This is a genomic window from Nostocoides australiense Ben110 (genome assembly GCF_001050535.1).
Lineage (GTDB): Bacteria > Actinomycetota > Actinomycetes > Actinomycetales > Dermatophilaceae > Nostocoides_A > Nostocoides_A australiense.
Map to the genome: position 1 here is coordinate 2,561,189 of NZ_HG764815.1, position 14,004 is coordinate 2,575,192.

17 protein-coding genes are annotated in these 14,004 nt (G+C 64.9%); 5 read left to right on the forward strand and 12 right to left on the reverse strand.

Going from position 1 to position 14,004, the window contains the following annotated elements; all coding sequences use genetic code 11:
* The 3 genes from BN11_RS12330 to BN11_RS24700 form a co-directional block, all read left to right on the forward strand.
* Positions 1 to 312 (forward strand): transposase (locus BN11_RS12330; protein WP_048698140.1); only part of this gene is annotated, 312 nt, incomplete at its 5' end.
* A 101-nt stretch (positions 313 to 413) separates the two neighbouring features.
* A protein-coding gene (locus BN11_RS12340; protein WP_157044116.1) for an IS3 family transposase occupies positions 414 to 1,621 on the forward strand; the annotation gives its coding sequence in 2 pieces (ribosomal slippage) (positions 414 to 680 and positions 683 to 1,621; 1,206 coding nt in all).
* Between the two features lie 3 nt (positions 1,622 to 1,624).
* Positions 1,625 to 1,909, forward strand: a complete 285-nt coding sequence (locus BN11_RS24700) for a DDE transposase family protein (protein WP_048698144.1) — start codon at positions 1,625 to 1,627, stop codon at positions 1,907 to 1,909.
* A gap of 78 nt (positions 1,910 to 1,987) precedes the next feature.
* Here BN11_RS24700 and BN11_RS12350 read toward each other — a convergent pair whose 3' ends face one another.
* Both BN11_RS12350 and trxA read right to left on the reverse strand, forming a co-directional pair.
* Complete coding sequence (locus BN11_RS12350; protein WP_201329256.1) at positions 1,988 to 2,842, reverse strand: VanW family protein; 855 nt, start codon at positions 2,840 to 2,842, stop codon at positions 1,988 to 1,990.
* A 62-nt stretch (positions 2,843 to 2,904) separates the two neighbouring features.
* Positions 2,905 to 3,270 (reverse strand): thioredoxin, encoded by a 366-nt coding sequence (gene trxA / locus BN11_RS12355; protein WP_048701371.1) that lies wholly within the window; start codon positions 3,268 to 3,270, stop codon positions 2,905 to 2,907.
* A 104-nt stretch (positions 3,271 to 3,374) separates the two neighbouring features.
* Between trxA and BN11_RS12360 the strand changes: the two genes are divergently transcribed.
* Positions 3,375 to 4,388: a cation diffusion facilitator family transporter gene (locus BN11_RS12360; protein ID WP_048698146.1), complete on the forward strand. Its 1,014-nt coding sequence runs from the start codon at positions 3,375 to 3,377 to the stop codon at positions 4,386 to 4,388.
* Here BN11_RS12360 and BN11_RS12365 read toward each other — a convergent pair.
* From BN11_RS12365 to BN11_RS22710, 4 genes are all read right to left on the reverse strand, one after another.
* Positions 4,381 to 5,391 carry a TIGR03617 family F420-dependent LLM class oxidoreductase gene (locus tag BN11_RS12365; RefSeq protein WP_048698148.1) on the reverse strand — a complete coding sequence of 337 codons (1,011 nt, stop codon included), beginning with the start codon at positions 5,389 to 5,391 and terminating at the stop codon, positions 4,381 to 4,383. The two genes, BN11_RS12360 and BN11_RS12365, sit on opposite strands and share 8 nt — an antisense overlap.
* Positions 5,392 to 5,418: 27 nt before the next feature.
* On the reverse strand, positions 5,419 to 6,093 hold the full coding sequence (locus tag BN11_RS12370) for a hypothetical protein (protein ID WP_162213227.1): 675 nt from the start codon (positions 6,091 to 6,093) through the stop codon (positions 5,419 to 5,421).
* Positions 6,094 to 6,114: 21 nt separating this feature from the next.
* Positions 6,115 to 6,513, reverse strand: a complete 399-nt coding sequence (locus BN11_RS26155) for a matrixin family metalloprotease (RefSeq protein WP_157044119.1) — start codon at positions 6,511 to 6,513, stop codon at positions 6,115 to 6,117.
* 991 nt (positions 6,514 to 7,504) lie between these two features.
* Positions 7,505 to 8,128: a hypothetical protein gene (locus BN11_RS22710; RefSeq protein ID WP_157044120.1), complete on the reverse strand. Its 624-nt coding sequence runs from the start codon at positions 8,126 to 8,128 to the stop codon at positions 7,505 to 7,507.
* Between the two features lie 653 nt (positions 8,129 to 8,781).
* Here BN11_RS22710 and BN11_RS12375 point away from each other — a divergent pair.
* A complete protein-coding gene (locus BN11_RS12375) occupies positions 8,782 to 9,621 on the forward strand; it encodes a transposase (RefSeq protein ID WP_083433720.1) in 840 nt (279 codons plus the stop codon).
* Here the strand turns inward: BN11_RS12375 and map are convergent.
* The 6 genes from map to rpsE all read right to left on the reverse strand — a co-directional run bounded on the left by map (position 9,603) and on the right by rpsE (position 13,923).
* Positions 9,603 to 10,436, reverse strand: coding sequence for a type I methionyl aminopeptidase (map, locus tag BN11_RS12380; protein WP_048698151.1), 834 nt, complete (start codon positions 10,434 to 10,436; stop codon positions 9,603 to 9,605). The genes BN11_RS12375 and map overlap by 19 nt on opposite strands.
* A gap of 33 nt (positions 10,437 to 10,469) precedes the next feature.
* The gene (locus BN11_RS12385) at positions 10,470 to 11,042 is read right to left on the reverse strand and encodes an adenylate kinase (RefSeq protein WP_048701374.1); all 573 of its coding nucleotides are present in this window, start codon (positions 11,040 to 11,042) and stop codon (positions 10,470 to 10,472) included.
* A 44-nt stretch (positions 11,043 to 11,086) separates the two neighbouring features.
* Positions 11,087 to 12,394, reverse strand: coding sequence for a preprotein translocase subunit SecY (secY, locus tag BN11_RS12390; protein WP_048698153.1), 1,308 nt, complete (start codon positions 12,392 to 12,394; stop codon positions 11,087 to 11,089).
* Between the two features lie 208 nt (positions 12,395 to 12,602).
* Complete coding sequence (rplO, locus tag BN11_RS12395; protein ID WP_048698155.1) at positions 12,603 to 13,085, reverse strand: 50S ribosomal protein L15; 483 nt, start codon at positions 13,083 to 13,085, stop codon at positions 12,603 to 12,605.
* Positions 13,085 to 13,267, reverse strand: coding sequence for a 50S ribosomal protein L30 (rpmD, locus tag BN11_RS12400; protein ID WP_048698157.1), 183 nt, complete (start codon positions 13,265 to 13,267; stop codon positions 13,085 to 13,087). Before rpmD ends, rplO begins: the two co-directional genes overlap by 1 nt.
* Positions 13,267 to 13,923, reverse strand: a complete 657-nt coding sequence (rpsE, locus tag BN11_RS12405) for a 30S ribosomal protein S5 (RefSeq protein WP_048698158.1) — start codon at positions 13,921 to 13,923, stop codon at positions 13,267 to 13,269. The genes rpmD and rpsE overlap by 1 nt, the downstream gene beginning before the upstream one ends.
* Between the last annotated feature and the right edge of the window lie 81 nt (positions 13,924 to 14,004).

A 14,004-nucleotide genomic window follows, 5' to 3' on the forward strand; every position in this document is an offset into this window, starting at 1 on the left:
CCAGCGATCGCCACCCTGTGGCGGGGCGCGTGGTCGACGTTCATCCCGTTCCTGGACTATGACGTCGAGATCCGGCGAGTCTTGTTCTCCACGAACGCGATCGAGTCTCAGAACGCGCGCTACCGGCGCGCGGTCAACGCCAAGGGCCACTTCCCGACCGAACAGGCCGCGATGAAAACCCTCTACCTGGTCACCCGCTCACTAGACCCCAAAGGCCTCGGCCAGGCACGATGGGTCACCAGGTGGAAGCCGGCCCTGAACGCCTTCGCCGTCACATTCAAAGACCGGATGCCCGCGGCGGAGAACCTGTAAGGAACAAACCCCAAATGCCAGTTACACCGTTCATCGGACAGACCCACCCCGTTTGATGGACATCCTGGATAGCTGGGCCTGGTAGGGCCTGGCAGGAGAGGATGCCCCGTATGGGTGCCAAGAGGAAGAGTTACACCCCGAAGTATCGGCAGGACGCTGCGCGGCTGGTCATCGATACGCAGCGCACGATCGCTGAGGTCGCCCGCGAGATCGGGGTTGGGGAGCAGTTGCTGGGCCGGTGGGTCGCGATCGAACGGGCCCGGATGGATGACCCGCCCGAGGCGCTGGACATCAACGAGCGGGCCGAGCTGGAGCGGCTGCGCCGGGAAGTGGTCGAGCTGCGGATGGACCGGGAGTTCCTGAAAAAAGCAGCGGCCTTCTTCATCGTGGAGAACTCGAGCCCGAGCGGGCGTTCGAGTTGATCGCGGCGGAGAAGGCCACCTACGAGGTCACGCGGATGGTCGAGTTGCTGGGGGTGTCCCGGTCGGGGTTCTACGCCTGGCAGGCCCGTCAGAGCGCGCAGCCTGGTCCACGGGCGTCGCGGGCAGCGGATCTGCTGGTGAAGATCAAGGTCGCCCATGACGCCTCGGATGGGGTCAACGGGGCGCCGCGGATCACCGCGGACCTGCGCGATGCCGGCGAGGTCGTGTCGGAGAAGACGGTCGCGAAATTGATGCGCCAGAACAATATTCGTGGGATCAGCCCGCGCCCATGGACCCCGATCACCACTATCAGTGACGAGCGGGTGCACGCGATCCCGGACCTGGTTGCGCGGCGGTTCGACCAGGGCGCGCTGAACCTGGTGTGGACCAGCGACATCACCTATCTAGCCACGCGCGAGGGGTGGCTGTACTTGTGCGCGGTCCGCGATGGCTGCTCGCGCCGGGTGCTCGGGTATGCCTTCGCCGACTCCCTGCACACCGACATCGTCGAGACCGCGCTGCGGCGGGCGGTCACCTTCCGTGATCCGGCCACCGGTTCCACGGCCGGGGTGATCTTCCACGCCGACCGCGGCTGCCAATACACCTCAGCTCAACTCGCCGAGGTCGCCGACGAGGTCGGTGTGCGACTCTCGGTCGGGCGCACCGGAGTGTGCTGGGACAACAGCCAGATCGAGAGTTTCTGGTCGACCCTGAAAACGGAGTTCTACACCCGCCACGAGTTCACCACCCGTGCCGAGGCTATCGCCGCCGTCAGCACCTGGATCGAGACCGTGTACAACCGCCGACGGCGCCACTCAGCACTCGGCCAAATCAGCCCGGTAACCTTCGAAAACCGGATCACCACCGCGGCCGAGCAGGCCGCTTAACCGATGTCCATCAAACGGGGGGAACCCCACATCCGCGGCCACTGGACAATCGAAAACCGCGTCCACCACGTGCGCGACGTCACCTTCGACGAAGACCGATCCCAAGTCCGCACCGCCACCCTGCCCCGCATCATGGCCACCCTACGCAACCTCGCCATAGGCCTCATCCGCCACCACCACCACGGCAAAACCATCGCCGCCACCACCCGACACCTCCACCGCCGAAACGACGAACTCCTCACCCTCCTCGACACCCCAACAATCACAGGAACATCAAGAATGAACTAGCCCTGGGAGCTAACTAACTTCCGCCGCTTCCTCAGCCCTGCGGGAGGACTTGGCGGATTGGCGGATCCCCTCGGCACATCACTGCTGGCCAATCTGGTCGCGCACCGGGGCCGGCGGGAGGAAGGGTTCGTACATCATCTGGGCGTGGTTCTCGCAGGCTAGCTCGTCGGCGGTCTCCACACCATCCGGCCCGATCACCTTGCGGCGGACGATATTTCGGCGCGTGTAGACCCGCGGCGCGTCATTGGTGATCACGTGCGCGGCCTCATAAATCCGGTAGTGCTCGCGCGGCGGCAGGTCGCTCGACCACGCCCCGACGAGGTGGGTCTCCCCCACCGACAGCGAGAGGCGGTATGCCGCGGCGGTCCGGTTCTCGATCTGCAGGTCGAGCGCCGGGTAGGCGCACGTCGCGCCGGACGCGAAGGGCTGGGTCCGGTTGTTGTCGGGGAAGACGTCATACGTATGCCGCCACCGCTCGACGACGGTCAGCGGGGTGTGGAGCGTCATCCAGTAGATGAGGTTGGTCAGCTGGCACAGGCCGCCGCCGACACCGGGCCGCAGCACCCCGTCGTCGAGGACGACGCCCTCGAGGTACCCTCGCTTCGCCGTCGGGTTGCGGACGAACTTCCAGAACGACAGCCGCTGCCCCGGCCGCAGGACGCGGCCATCCAGCGGCGCGACGGCCAACCGCAGGTTGGTGATCTTGTTGTGCTGCAACTGCATCGGCAGGCCTTGCAGCTCACGGAGCATCGGCGTCGAGTGCTGCATCACGGCATACGGATAATCCTCCGTGGCACCGACGGCGAGGTCGAGGTCGGCCCCGCACCGGCGCCACTGCCACTCGCGCTTCGCGCGCCGGTATGCCGGCCCGGCCACCTCCCGTGCGACACTCTCCATGCGCTCACGCAGGTCGGCCGCGATCAGCCCGGACATGACAACACCTCCTGTGGAATCACCGATGTCTCGATGACGCCACAGGAGGTGTTCGGGTTGTGTCAGCTCTCTTGGGCCGGTACGAGCTGGCTGCGCACCTGCTCCATGTCGAGGCCCTTGACCGCCTCGATGACCTGCTTCAGACCCGCCGCCGGCAGCGCCCCGGCCTGGTTGAACACGAGGATCCCCTCGCGGAAGGCCATCAACGTCGGGATGGAGGTGATGCTCAATTGGGCGGCGAGCGCCTGCTCGGCTTCGGTATCGACCTTGCCGAAGACGACGTCGGGGTGCTCCTCGGACGCCTTCTCGAACACCGGTCCGAACTGGCGACACGGGCCGCACCACGATGCCCAGAAATCGACGAGGACGATGTCATTCTCGACGACGGTGGACTGGATGTCGTTGGCAGTCAGGTTGCGAGTGGCCATGGCAGAACTCCAAATGGTCGGGACCGAATTCATGTCGTCCAACGTGGTGCGCGCAAGGACCATTCCCCAAGGCCCTATCCCCCACACGTCATAGAGTCGGCCAGGTGAGCACGCCCGCGCCCGCGCCCCCGGCACCGCCAGAGCCGCCGCACGACGAGAGCGTCCTGACCGTGGCGATCGCCTTCGCCGCCAATGCGCTCATCGCTGCGGCGAAGACGGCCGCGGCGATTGTCACGGGATCGGCGGCGATGCTTGCCGAGGCGGCCCACTCGTGGGCGGACACGGCCAACGAAATATTCCTGCTCATCGGCACCCGCCGCGCCAAGCGGCCCGCCGATGCCACGCACCCCCTCGGCTACGGCCGGGTCAGCTACATCTGGTCGATGTTCGCCGCCTTCGGGCTCTTCGCCGTCGGCGCGGCCGTCTCGGTGTGGCACGGCATCACCTCACTGGGTGAGCGCGGCGAGGGCACCTCCTACGGCTGGGCGTATGCCGTGCTCGGCATCGCGCTCGTCCTCGAGGGCATCTCCTTCACCCAAGCCATGCGCCAGACCCGAAACAGCGCCGCCACCCGCCGGCTGGCGCCGCTGCGCTATATCCGATTGACGTCCAATCCGATGCTGCGGGCGGTCTTCGCCGAGGACGCCGCCGCCTTGATCGGGATCGCCATCGCCGCCGGGGCCCTGGCCTTGCACCAGATCACCGGTAACGCGGCCTGGGACGCCGCCGGGTCGATCCTCGTCGGGATCCTGCTCGGCGGCGTTGCCCTGTTTCTCATCGGCCGCAATATGGATCTGCTCACCGGGGAGGCAGCCACTCCGCTGGCCCGCGACTCTGCGCTGCGCGCGCTGCTGCAGCATGAGGCGATCACGCGGGTGAGTTTCCTGCACCTGGAGTGGGTCGGCCCGGACCGGGTCTTCCTCGTCGCCGCCGTGGATATCGTCGGCGACGACCCAGAATCCGTTGTGGCACAACGCCTCGATAGAGCCGAGAAGATGCTCAACGATCGCCCCGAGATCGAACGCGCGGTGCTGACCCTGGCCCGGCCGGGCGACCCGACCGATCTGCGGCCCGGCCCCCTGCCGGACTGGTACCTCGACGAGGCAGGCCCTAGCTGATGGCCGCCCGGGCCGCGCTGACCACCTCACCGGCCAGACTCGCATCGGCACCAGCCATGAAACTCAGCGACAGCCGGTCATAACGATCCCCGAACCGCCGCGCGAGCTCCGCCCCCGCCACCTGCGGGGTGCCGCGCACCGAGAAGTGTTCGAAGGTCGCGTCGTCGATCAGCTCCCCCATCGCGGCCCACTGGCCGCGTTTCGACAGGGTGTTGAGTTCGTCGCCGAGGGCGCCGAGCCCGTGGTGCTCGAGAACAGGACGGTATGCCGGTGTTGAGCCATAGAACGCCAGCTGCGCCTTCACCGCCACCACGGACGCGGCGATCTGCGCCTCGTCGTGGCCGGTCGCGACCATCACCTGGCCGATCAACTCGAACTCCGAGCGCTCTCGCTCGCCCAGCTTCTCCTCCACCAACGGCACGATGACATCGGCGAGATAGCCATGGGTCGTGAACGGATGCACGATCAGCCCGTCGCCCGCCTCGGCGGCAACGGTGATCATCAGTGGCCCGACCGCCGCGAGGAAGATCCGCGGCCGCGCCACCCGCAGCGGTCCCGGGTTGAACATCGGCGTCATCAGCGTGTGGGTATAGAAGTCGCCGCGGAAGTTCAAACGCGTCCCGTCCTGCCACGCCGCCCAGATGGCCTGCACCGCAGCGATGTACTCGCGCATGCGCGCCGCCGGCTTCCCCCACGGCATCGAGAACCGCCGGGTGATGTGCGGCTCGATCTGGCTGCCCAGCCCGAGCGCGAACCGGCCACCGGAGAGCCGCTGCAGGTCCCACGCCGTCTGCGCCACGGTCATCGGCGAGCGCGCGAACGCGATCGCCACGCTCGTCCCGATCCGCAGCGGAGTCCCCGCGGCGCACGCTAGCGTTGACGTGACGAACGGATCGTGTTGCAGCTCAGCGATTCCCAGCCCGTCGAACCCACCCGCCTCGGCGGAGCGAACGGCCGCAACGACGTCGGCGGGTGGTCCAGCAAAGGTGGCATCGAACCGCATACGGCTGATTCTGCCCGACGACGGCCGTCAGGATCCTGACTGCCGACTGAGGTCGCCGACCGTCTTGGCGAACGATGCGACATCCTTGGGCATGTCAGGCATTAGCGCACGCTGCATATCGTCTGTCCAGAGGGGCGTGACGACGTCATCGCCGTCCGCCCCGACGACGGCCCCACCGATTGCCAAATAGGTCCGGCTATAGAAGGCAGCTTCCGGGATGCGTTTTCCGTCTGCTTTCATCCGCTCGTCGGCGGGACTGACAAAAGCCACGATCTCGTCCGTGGAATCGATTAACTTGTCGATCGCCTCCAGGTCTTTTCCGGTCGGCAGAGCCCACTGGATGCGGACCTCCTTCGCATCGCCCGACCGCAAATGGCCGGAAACAACCTCCTCGACCCGAACAACAAGAGCGATCGATTTCGCGACTGCGCGGGGATCGTCGAAGTCCACGACGGAAGCACTGGGTGCGTCCGGACCACCGAAGCCGATGCCCTTTTCGGTGTCGACGACATGCCCACGAACGATGGCGTCCGCCGGCCTCAAACCCGGTGTTCCTATTCCTCCGGGGACGATTTCCGACAACGACGAGTAGATGAGTTCCCCATTGCCAAACCCATCTCGAGCGTCGCTCGGAGCCAACTCATCCCAGACCGAGGAGCCGCCTCCTGCGCAGCTAGTGGCCAGGATAACTAATCCCGCCATGGGCACCCAGCGTAAACGCATTTACCCCCACCTCCCGTCAACATGCGCTTTATCATGTGAACTGAAGTGAATGATTGTATTGCGACCTGTTCGCATGAAGGAATCCGAGAGCGTGGAATGGTCGAGACCAACCCTGTGACCCGTCTCATGCAAAGCTAGGCTCCTTATTTGGCTCGTGTTGAAACTCAGCACGTCGGCTAGATCATAGCGCGCCTGATACTGATCACAATTGCCCGTCAAGGTAGTGTTAGTGCACTTGGTGTAGGCATACAAGTTGTAGCCCGTTGAGGACCCGTCCCAATCCAACCCCCCAATAGTCCGTATAGTAGTTATCATAGGCGAGCATATCGGTGCTTGAATCAGGCGTCGTGTCGTCGCCTGTCGCCATGGCCGTCTCGTTGTGGAAAACACCCCGCGCATAGTCTAACACGGTATCTACCGTCGGCCCTGTGGAGGCCTGGTTGAAGTTATGATATAAAGAGTCAGCATATGCGCAACATCCAGATGGGCCAAAGTGATTGGCCGATACTGGCGTAGAGAAGCAGCAATGCGGTTGCGGAGCCAGCAACGATTCCTGCGACCAAATGTCTACCACGAGTCCCATGAGGACTTAGCTACCCCGCCGGCCAGGGACGCGCAAGGGCAGTCTATAATGCGCGCCAATTGAGCATTTGGTGTCAGCTCAGCGGAGCGTAGGCCGCGCCGAGGCGGGCGGCGCTGCCGTCGAGGGCGGTCAGCACCCAGATGAGGTTCCCCCCGGATCGTGGAGGCATCGGCTATAAGGAGATGCCATGCCAGGGAACCGCAAGATCCGACGACGCTTCACGCCCACCGATCAACAGCCCAAGCCCGGCATCCGTGCAGCAGTGGGAAATTCGCCCCGGAGGGGAACGCGTCCAACACGAGGAGAGCGGGACGAGATCGGTCGGCTCTACGATCGAGTAGGGGATGAGGCCGAAGCCCTCAACGCGCTAATTGAGGCGCTGTTGCAGGGTCAGAACTAGTTAATCGATCCAAAGCCGTTCCCGATCCTCGTCCTGCACGACAACACCTGCGACAACGAAGGTACTTTCGCCCGGACCACTTCGAAATCGACGAAGGATCGTGGTGTCCGCGTTAGACAACGGCGCCCGAACATTAGATCGCACCCTCGTTCGCCCTCGGAATCCCGCAACTCCGCCGCACTACCGAAGTCATTTTCCAATTCGCTTTGAATTGACCCAATGCCACAGCACTAAGCAGGCTATTGGAAGAACAATCCACAACACAAGAACGAAACTCTGGCGAGCGTCTGTCACAAGTAATGGCCAGCTGAGTATAGCCAGCATAATCGCAAGAGCCTCAAAGGACAGGGCTACTAGCCATGCGGCGACGGTTCCGCTCGTTAGTCTCGGGCGATTTGATGGTGAACTCATGGACAGTTGGCTGTCCATCCATCAGGGAGATCAAACATCATCGTAACATACGACAGGGCATCGCCGGTGTAGGTAACCCCGTTCACCTTCAAACCGTTGGTGTACGGAGAAATCTCGAAGGGAGCGTCTTCTACTCGAGACCCAAAATCGATTAATGCCGAGGCGCCAGCCCCGTTCAAAGAGTTAGCGGTGGCCCAAGCAAATGACTTCACCGCGAAGGAGTAGCCACCATCTCCAAGAATCCCCATCTTCCTATATAGAGCGGGACCATCGGCTCGGCCATTAAAGTAGTGAACTTTCTCGGTCCGGGTTACTCCGTCGTCATTCGAATCAGTCGCTCCGAACTCTTGACGCCAGTTCGGTTCTGAACTCAATCCAATCGAGGAAGAGATAGCGTACCTAACGCTCGCAGTCGAGAAGTCGACTGGAAAGCTACCCACCTGCAGGCGCGAGGCAGTTGCCCCTTGTGAGCGGAAGATCGGGTTCCAGAAGTAGTAGAGGTAACTCCCATAGGGAAAGCCGGTCAGCGTAGTTTTCCACTCGAAACGCCCCCAGGCCTGGTACTGTTGCGTCCCTTGCACCCCCGGCCGTGAAGCTTTTGATTCGGCGCCCGAATACATACCCAAAGTCTGACCGGTTGCGCGGTAGGGATAGCCAACTAACGCTTTCCCTGCCTGGCCATATAAGGCAGTGGAACTTCCCGAAGCTCCAGACCCTGACCAAACGGACGGCCCAACTTTGCAGTACTTCTTTGTTCGGGAAGACGTCATCGGAACTCTTCGCGCACTTGATACGCCAGTCCCCGTCGACGGTGAAGGCTCCAAGCCACTCGGCAGACTCGGCGCGACGGACTCTGGTAGGGGCACTTCGGCTACCGCCTCGACGGTGGGATTCCCGATTACGTTTTTTAACTCAGCCTCTATGCCAGCGTCGACAACAGCTGGCGAGTCAGTCGGGCCTGGGTCTTCGCTGAAGTCGGCGTAGGACCGGCCTTGTGTCTCGCTGGCCCCAGTGCCCGGCGTTATTTCTAGGCAAGCTAGGATTGCAACTGCCGTGCTCACTACAGGCCCGGATTTCCGCATGGAGTTAACATACAGCCTAGACGCCAAGTAAGTCAGCCTTATCTGGCTTGTATGACTTGGAGGGCCTCCTAGCCTCCACCCTTCATGAGTGAAGGGGTGACACGCGCCTGAGATGCACCGAAGTGCCTGTCCTGCAACGAGATGATCGTGTTTGCGAGAACAGGTTCCTCGAGCGGGAAGGCACTTGGTAGGTGAAGGGTACATCGTGGTCGGCAGGGTGGGGCGTTCCTGGTGACGGGAGGGGCGTGATCGCCCACGCGGGCAGTGTCGCGGTGCGGCTGCTGGCTGATCGGGTCGGGCTGACCGAGACGCCCTCGAGGGCGCTCGCGCGGCGCGGGTTCGTCCCGGGTCATGACCGGGGCCGGGTGCTGGTGGCTATCGCCACAATGCTGGTCGCTGGTGGGGAAGCGATCGCCGATATCGCCACCCTGCGCCACCAGGAGCAGGTGCTTGGGCCGGTGGCCTCACCGGCAACGGTGTGGCGGACCTTGGATGAACTGGCCGAGACTCCCGCGAAGCGGGTCGCGGCGGCGCGGGCCAAGGCCAGGGCGCGGGTGTGGGGGCTACTGCCGGGCGGGCTCCCGGCCGCCCGGGTGGCCGACACCAGGTTGCCGACGAATCTGGTGGTCTTGGATGTCGATGCCACGATCATGATCGCCCACTCCGAGAAGGAACAGGCAGCCCGCACGTTCAAGAAGACCTTCGGGTATCACCCGATCGGGGTCTGGTGCGATAACACCGGAGAACTCCTGGCCGCCCGGTTGCGGCCGGGGAATGCCGGCTCGAACACCGCGGCGGACCACACGCAGGTCTTGACCGAGGCGATCGCGCAAATCCCGCCCGCGTACCGCAAGAGTTTGTTGGTTCGGGTTGACGGCGCCGGGTACTCCCACGAACTGCTGGACTGGCTCACCCGGTTGGAAAACATCGGGCCTGTCGCCGAACTCCGCTCACCAGATCAACCCCGCCACTCCCGACGCCGCCTGCTACCTGACGAGGGCCAACATACCGGTCAGGCCAGCGGAGCGTAGGCCGTGCCGAGACGGGCGGCGCCGCCGTCGAGGGCGGTCAGCACCCAGATGCCGCCGTCGTGGCAGGCGACGGTGTGCTCCCAGTGGCAGGCGCGCATCCGGTCGCGGGTGACGACAGTCCACTGGTCGGCGAGGGTCTCGTTGGCCTCGTCGCCGAGGGTGACCATCGGCTCGATCGCCACGGTGGCGGCGTTCTTGACAGTCGGACCCTTGCCGCGGACTGCGTAGTTGGGCACATTCGGCGACATGTGCATCTCACGCCCGATGCCGTGGCCGACATAGTCCTCGACGATCCCGAACACCCGATCGTGCGTCTTGCCGGAGGCAAGGATGGACTTCTCGATCGCCGCACCCACGTCGAACAGGTCGCGCCCGACCCGCAGGGCGGCGATGCCCGCCCAGAGCGACTCCTCGGTCGCGTCCATCAGCTGCAGGTCCTCGGGACGCCCGGCCTCCCGGCCGCCGACGATCAGCGAGATCGCCGCGTCGCCGTGCCAGCCGTCGACGATGGCTCCGCAGTCGATCGAGAGCAGGTCGCCCTCAGCGAGCGCGCGTGCGCCCGGGATGCCGTGGACGATCTCCTCGTTGACCGAGGTGCAGAGGGTGTGCCGATAGCCCGGCACCTCCGCGAAGCTTGGCCGACCGCCGTGGTCGCGGATGAAGCGCTCCGCGAGCGTGTCCAGTTCGAGGGTGGTCACCCCCGGCTGCGCGGCATCCCGCAGCATCGCCAGGCATTCACCGACGACGAGACCCGGTGCGCGCATGGCGCGCACCTGGTCTAGGGTCTTGGCTTCGAGCCGCTCGCGACCGAACATCAACAGGCCTCCGACGGCTGCTTCCGGTGAGTTTTAGTGCTGGCGAGTGTCGAGGGCGGCGCCGATGCGCTCACTGACCTCGTCGATCTCGCCTTCGCCGTCGACCTGCACGAGCAGGCCGCGTTCGAGATAGATCGCCGCCAGCGGGGCGGTCTCGCGCCGGTAGATCGCGAGGCGCTCGCGGATGACCTCCTCGGTGTCATCCGCGCGCCCCTCGGTCTGCGCACGCCGCAACAGCCGGCCCACGACCTCGTCCTCGTCGACGGTCAGCTCGAGCACCGCATCCAACTCGCCGCCACGCTCGGCCAGCACGGTGTCGAGGGCATAGACCTGATCCGAGGTGCGGGGGTAGCCGTCGAGCAGGAAGCCGGGCACGCAGTCCTCCTGGGCCAAGCGGTCGGCGACGATGGCATTGGTGATGTCGTCACTGACATACCCCCCTGCCGCGAGGATCTCCTTGACCTGCAGCCCCAACGGGGTCTCGTTCTTGATGTTCGCCCGGAAGATGTCTCCGGTGGAGATCGCCGGGATGCCGTAGCGCGCGGCGATCCGGGAAGCCTGGGTGCCCTTGCCGGCGCCGGGCGGCCCGAAGATGATCAGGCGCATCATCGCGTGTCAGTCCTTTGTTCAGCTGTCGATGGATCCGATGGTTAGCGCAGGAAGCCTTCGTAGTGGCGCTGGTGCAGCTGCGCCTCGATCTGCTTGACGGTCTCCAGACCCACACCCACCATGATCAGGATCGACGTGCCACCGAACGGGAAGTTCTGGTTGGCGTTGATCACGGCGATCGCGATCAGCGGGATGAGGGAGATGAGCGCCAGGTAGATCGCGCCGACGACAGTGATCCGGGTCAGGACGTACTGCAGGTACTCGGCCGTCGGTTTGCCGGCCCGAATCCCAGGGATGAACCCTCCGTAGCGCTTCATGTTGTCTGCGACTTCCTCCGGATTGAAGGTAATCGAGACGTAGAAGAAGGTGAAGAACAGGATCAAAAGTGTGTAGAGGATCATGTAGATCGGGTGATCCCCGTTGACCAGGGTGTTGTTGATCCACGTCACCCAGCCCGGGCTGGCGCCCGTCGGGTTGGTGTTGAACTGGGCGATCATCATCGGCAGCGCCATCAGCGAGGCCGCGAAGATGACCGGGATGACGTTGGCCATGTTGACCTTGATCGGGATATAGGTCGAGGTGCCGCCGTACATCTGCCGGCCGACCATCCGCTTCGCGTACTGCACCGGTATGCGGCGCTGGCTCTGCTCGACGAAGACCACCAGCGCGATGATCAGGAAGCCCATGGCGATGATCGCCAGGAAGATGCCCCAGCCGTTCTGCTGGCGGATCAGCCACAGCGATCCGGGGAAGCTGGCGACGATCGAGGTGAAGATGAGGATCGACATCCCGTTGCCGACACCCTTGTCGGTGAGCAGCTCACCGAGCCACATGATCATGCCGGTGCCGGCGGTCATGGTCAGCACCATGATGAGGATCGTCGAGATCTTGTCGTCGACGAGGACCCGCTCGCAGCCCTGCATCAAAGAGGAGGGGTTCTGGGCGAAGGTGACCAGGGTGGCGCTCTGCAGGATCGCCAGCCCGATCGTCAGATAGCGCGTGTACTGCGTCATCTTCTGCTGACCGGCGTGGCCCTCCTTCTTTAGGGTCTCGAACCGGGGAATGACGACGGTGAGCAACTGGACGATGATGCTCGCGGTGATATAGGGCATGATGCCCAGCGCGAAGATCGACAGCTGCAGCAGCGCACCGCCGCTGAAGAGGTTGGCCAGCCCGAGGAAGCCGCCGCCCGTCGGGGCGTTCTGGATGCACTGCTGCACCAGCGGGTAGCTCACGCCGGGCGTCGGGACGTGCGCCCCGAGCCGGTAGATGGCGATGATGAAGAGCGTGAACAGCAGCTTCTTGCGTAGGTCCGGCGTCTTGAACGCGCGGCCGAAGGCGGAAAGCAAGGTCGGGTCCCTCCTCCCGCTCACCAGGTGCGGCGGCGGGATGCGTCATGCGCGGGAGAGCCAGGTGTTCTCTCCCGGTGCAATCTACCCCGGCGGCGCGTGCCGCGCCCAACCGAGCCAGATCGGCTACTTAACGGGGTATGCCGTGTGGTGAGTTCCCGAAAGACCTCACCACACGGCATACCCGTTGGCTCATTGCCGGAAAGCCCTAGGCGGTGGCAGTGGAGCCACCGGCGGCCTCGATCTTCTCCTTGGCGGAGGCGGAGAAAGCGTCCGCGGTGACCTGCACCGCGACCGTGATCTCGCCCGTACCGAGCACCTTGACCGGCTCGCCGGCGCGGACGGCGCCCTTGGCCACCAGGTCCTCGACCGTCACAGCGCCACCGTCGGGGTAGAGCGCCGTGATCTTGTCCAGGTTGACGACCTGATAGGTGGTGCGGAAGGGGTTCTTGAAGCCGCGCAGCTTGGGCAGGCGCATGTGGATGGCGGTGGAGCCACCCTCGAAGTGCGCCGGCACCTGGTAGCGGGCCTTGGTGCCCTTGGTGCCACGACCCGCGGTCTTGCCCTTGGAGCCCTCACCGCGACCCACGCGGGTCTTGGCGGTCTTGGCTCCCGGGGCGGGACGCAGGTGGTGCACCTTCAAAGCGTGGGTGCCCGCCGTGGCGGCGGTGTCCTTGGCCTTGTCAGCCATCACTCGACCTCCTCGACCGTCACCAGGTGACGGACGGTGCGGACCATGCCCCGGATCTCGGGACGGTCCTCCTTGACGACGACATCGCCGATGCGCTTCAGGCCCAGCGTGCGCAGGGTCTCCCGCGCGCTGTGCTTCTCGCCGACGATGCCCTTGAGTTGGGTGACCTTCAGACGTGCCATCATGCACCGGCCTTTGCGCCGGCGGTGGCGGCGGCCTGGGCGCGCAGCATGGCGGCCGGGGCTACTTCGTCCAGCGGCAAGCCACGACGAGCGGCGACGGCCTCGGGACGCTCGAGGTCCTTCAGGGCGGCCACGGTCGCGTGGACGATGTTGATGGAGTTGTCCGAGCCGAGGCTCTTGGACAGCACATCGTGGACGCCCGCGCACTCCAGGACGGCGCGCACCGGGCCACCGGCGATGACACCGGTACCGGGGGCGGCCGGGCGGAGCAGGACCACGCCTGCGGCGGCCTCACCCTGGACGGGGTGCGGGATGGTGCCGGCGATGCGCGGCACCTTGAAGAAGGCCTTCTTGGCTTCCTCGACACCCTTGGCGATGGCGGCGGGGACCTCACGGGCCTTGCCGTAGCCGACGCCGACGGTGCCGTCACCGTCGCCGACGACGACGAGAGCGGTGAAGCTGAAGCGACGACCACCCTTGACGACCTTGGCCACGCGGTTGATGGTCACCACGCGCTCGAGGTACTGGGACTTCTCTGCGGCATCGCCGCGACGGTTGTCGCGACGGTCACCGTCGCGGCCGCGACGCTCGCCGCGCTCGGGCCGGTCGCCGCCGCGGTCGGCGGCGCCGGTGCCTCGACGCTGGGGTCCGGGCATCAGATGTTCCTCATCTCAGTGTTGTTGGCCATCAGAGACTCAGGCCTCCCTGGCGGGCGCCATCGGCGATGGGGGCGGCGC

Bases quoted from the DNA above. Each gene is read 5' to 3' on its own strand.
- BN11_RS24700 (WP_048698144.1), top strand. From the start codon at position 1,625: ATGTCCATCAAACGGGGGGAACCCCACATCCGCGGCCACTGGACAATC.
- BN11_RS12350 (WP_201329256.1), bottom strand. From the start codon at position 2,842: ATGTCCGGGCTGATCGCGGCCGACCTGCGTGAGCGCATGGAGAGTGTC.
- trxA (WP_048701371.1), bottom strand. From the start codon at position 3,270: ATGGCCACTCGCAACCTGACTGCCAACGACATCCAGTCCACCGTCGTC.
- BN11_RS12365 (WP_048698148.1), bottom strand. From the start codon at position 5,391: ATGCGGTTCGATGCCACCTTTGCTGGACCACCCGCCGACGTCGTTGCG.
- BN11_RS12370 (WP_162213227.1), bottom strand. From the start codon at position 6,093: ATGGCGGGATTAGTTATCCTGGCCACTAGCTGCGCAGGAGGCGGCTCC.
- BN11_RS26155 (WP_157044119.1), bottom strand. From the start codon at position 6,513: ATGCGCGGGGTGTTTTCCACAACGAGACGGCCATGGCGACAGGCGACG.
- BN11_RS22710 (WP_157044120.1), bottom strand. From the start codon at position 8,128: ATGTATTCGGGCGCCGAATCAAAAGCTTCACGGCCGGGGGTGCAAGGG.
- map (WP_048698151.1), bottom strand. From the start codon at position 10,436: ATGTTCGGTCGCGAGCGGCTCGAAGCCAAGACCCTAGACCAGGTGCGC.
- BN11_RS12385 (WP_048701374.1), bottom strand. From the start codon at position 11,042: ATGCGCCTGATCATCTTCGGGCCGCCCGGCGCCGGCAAGGGCACCCAG.
- rplO (WP_048698155.1), bottom strand. From the start codon at position 13,085: ATGGCTGACAAGGCCAAGGACACCGCCGCCACGGCGGGCACCCACGCT.
- rpmD (WP_048698157.1), bottom strand. From the start codon at position 13,267: ATGGCACGTCTGAAGGTCACCCAACTCAAGGGCATCGTCGGCGAGAAG.
- rpsE (WP_048698158.1), bottom strand. From the start codon at position 13,923: ATGCCCGGACCCCAGCGTCGAGGCACCGGCGCCGCCGACCGCGGCGGC.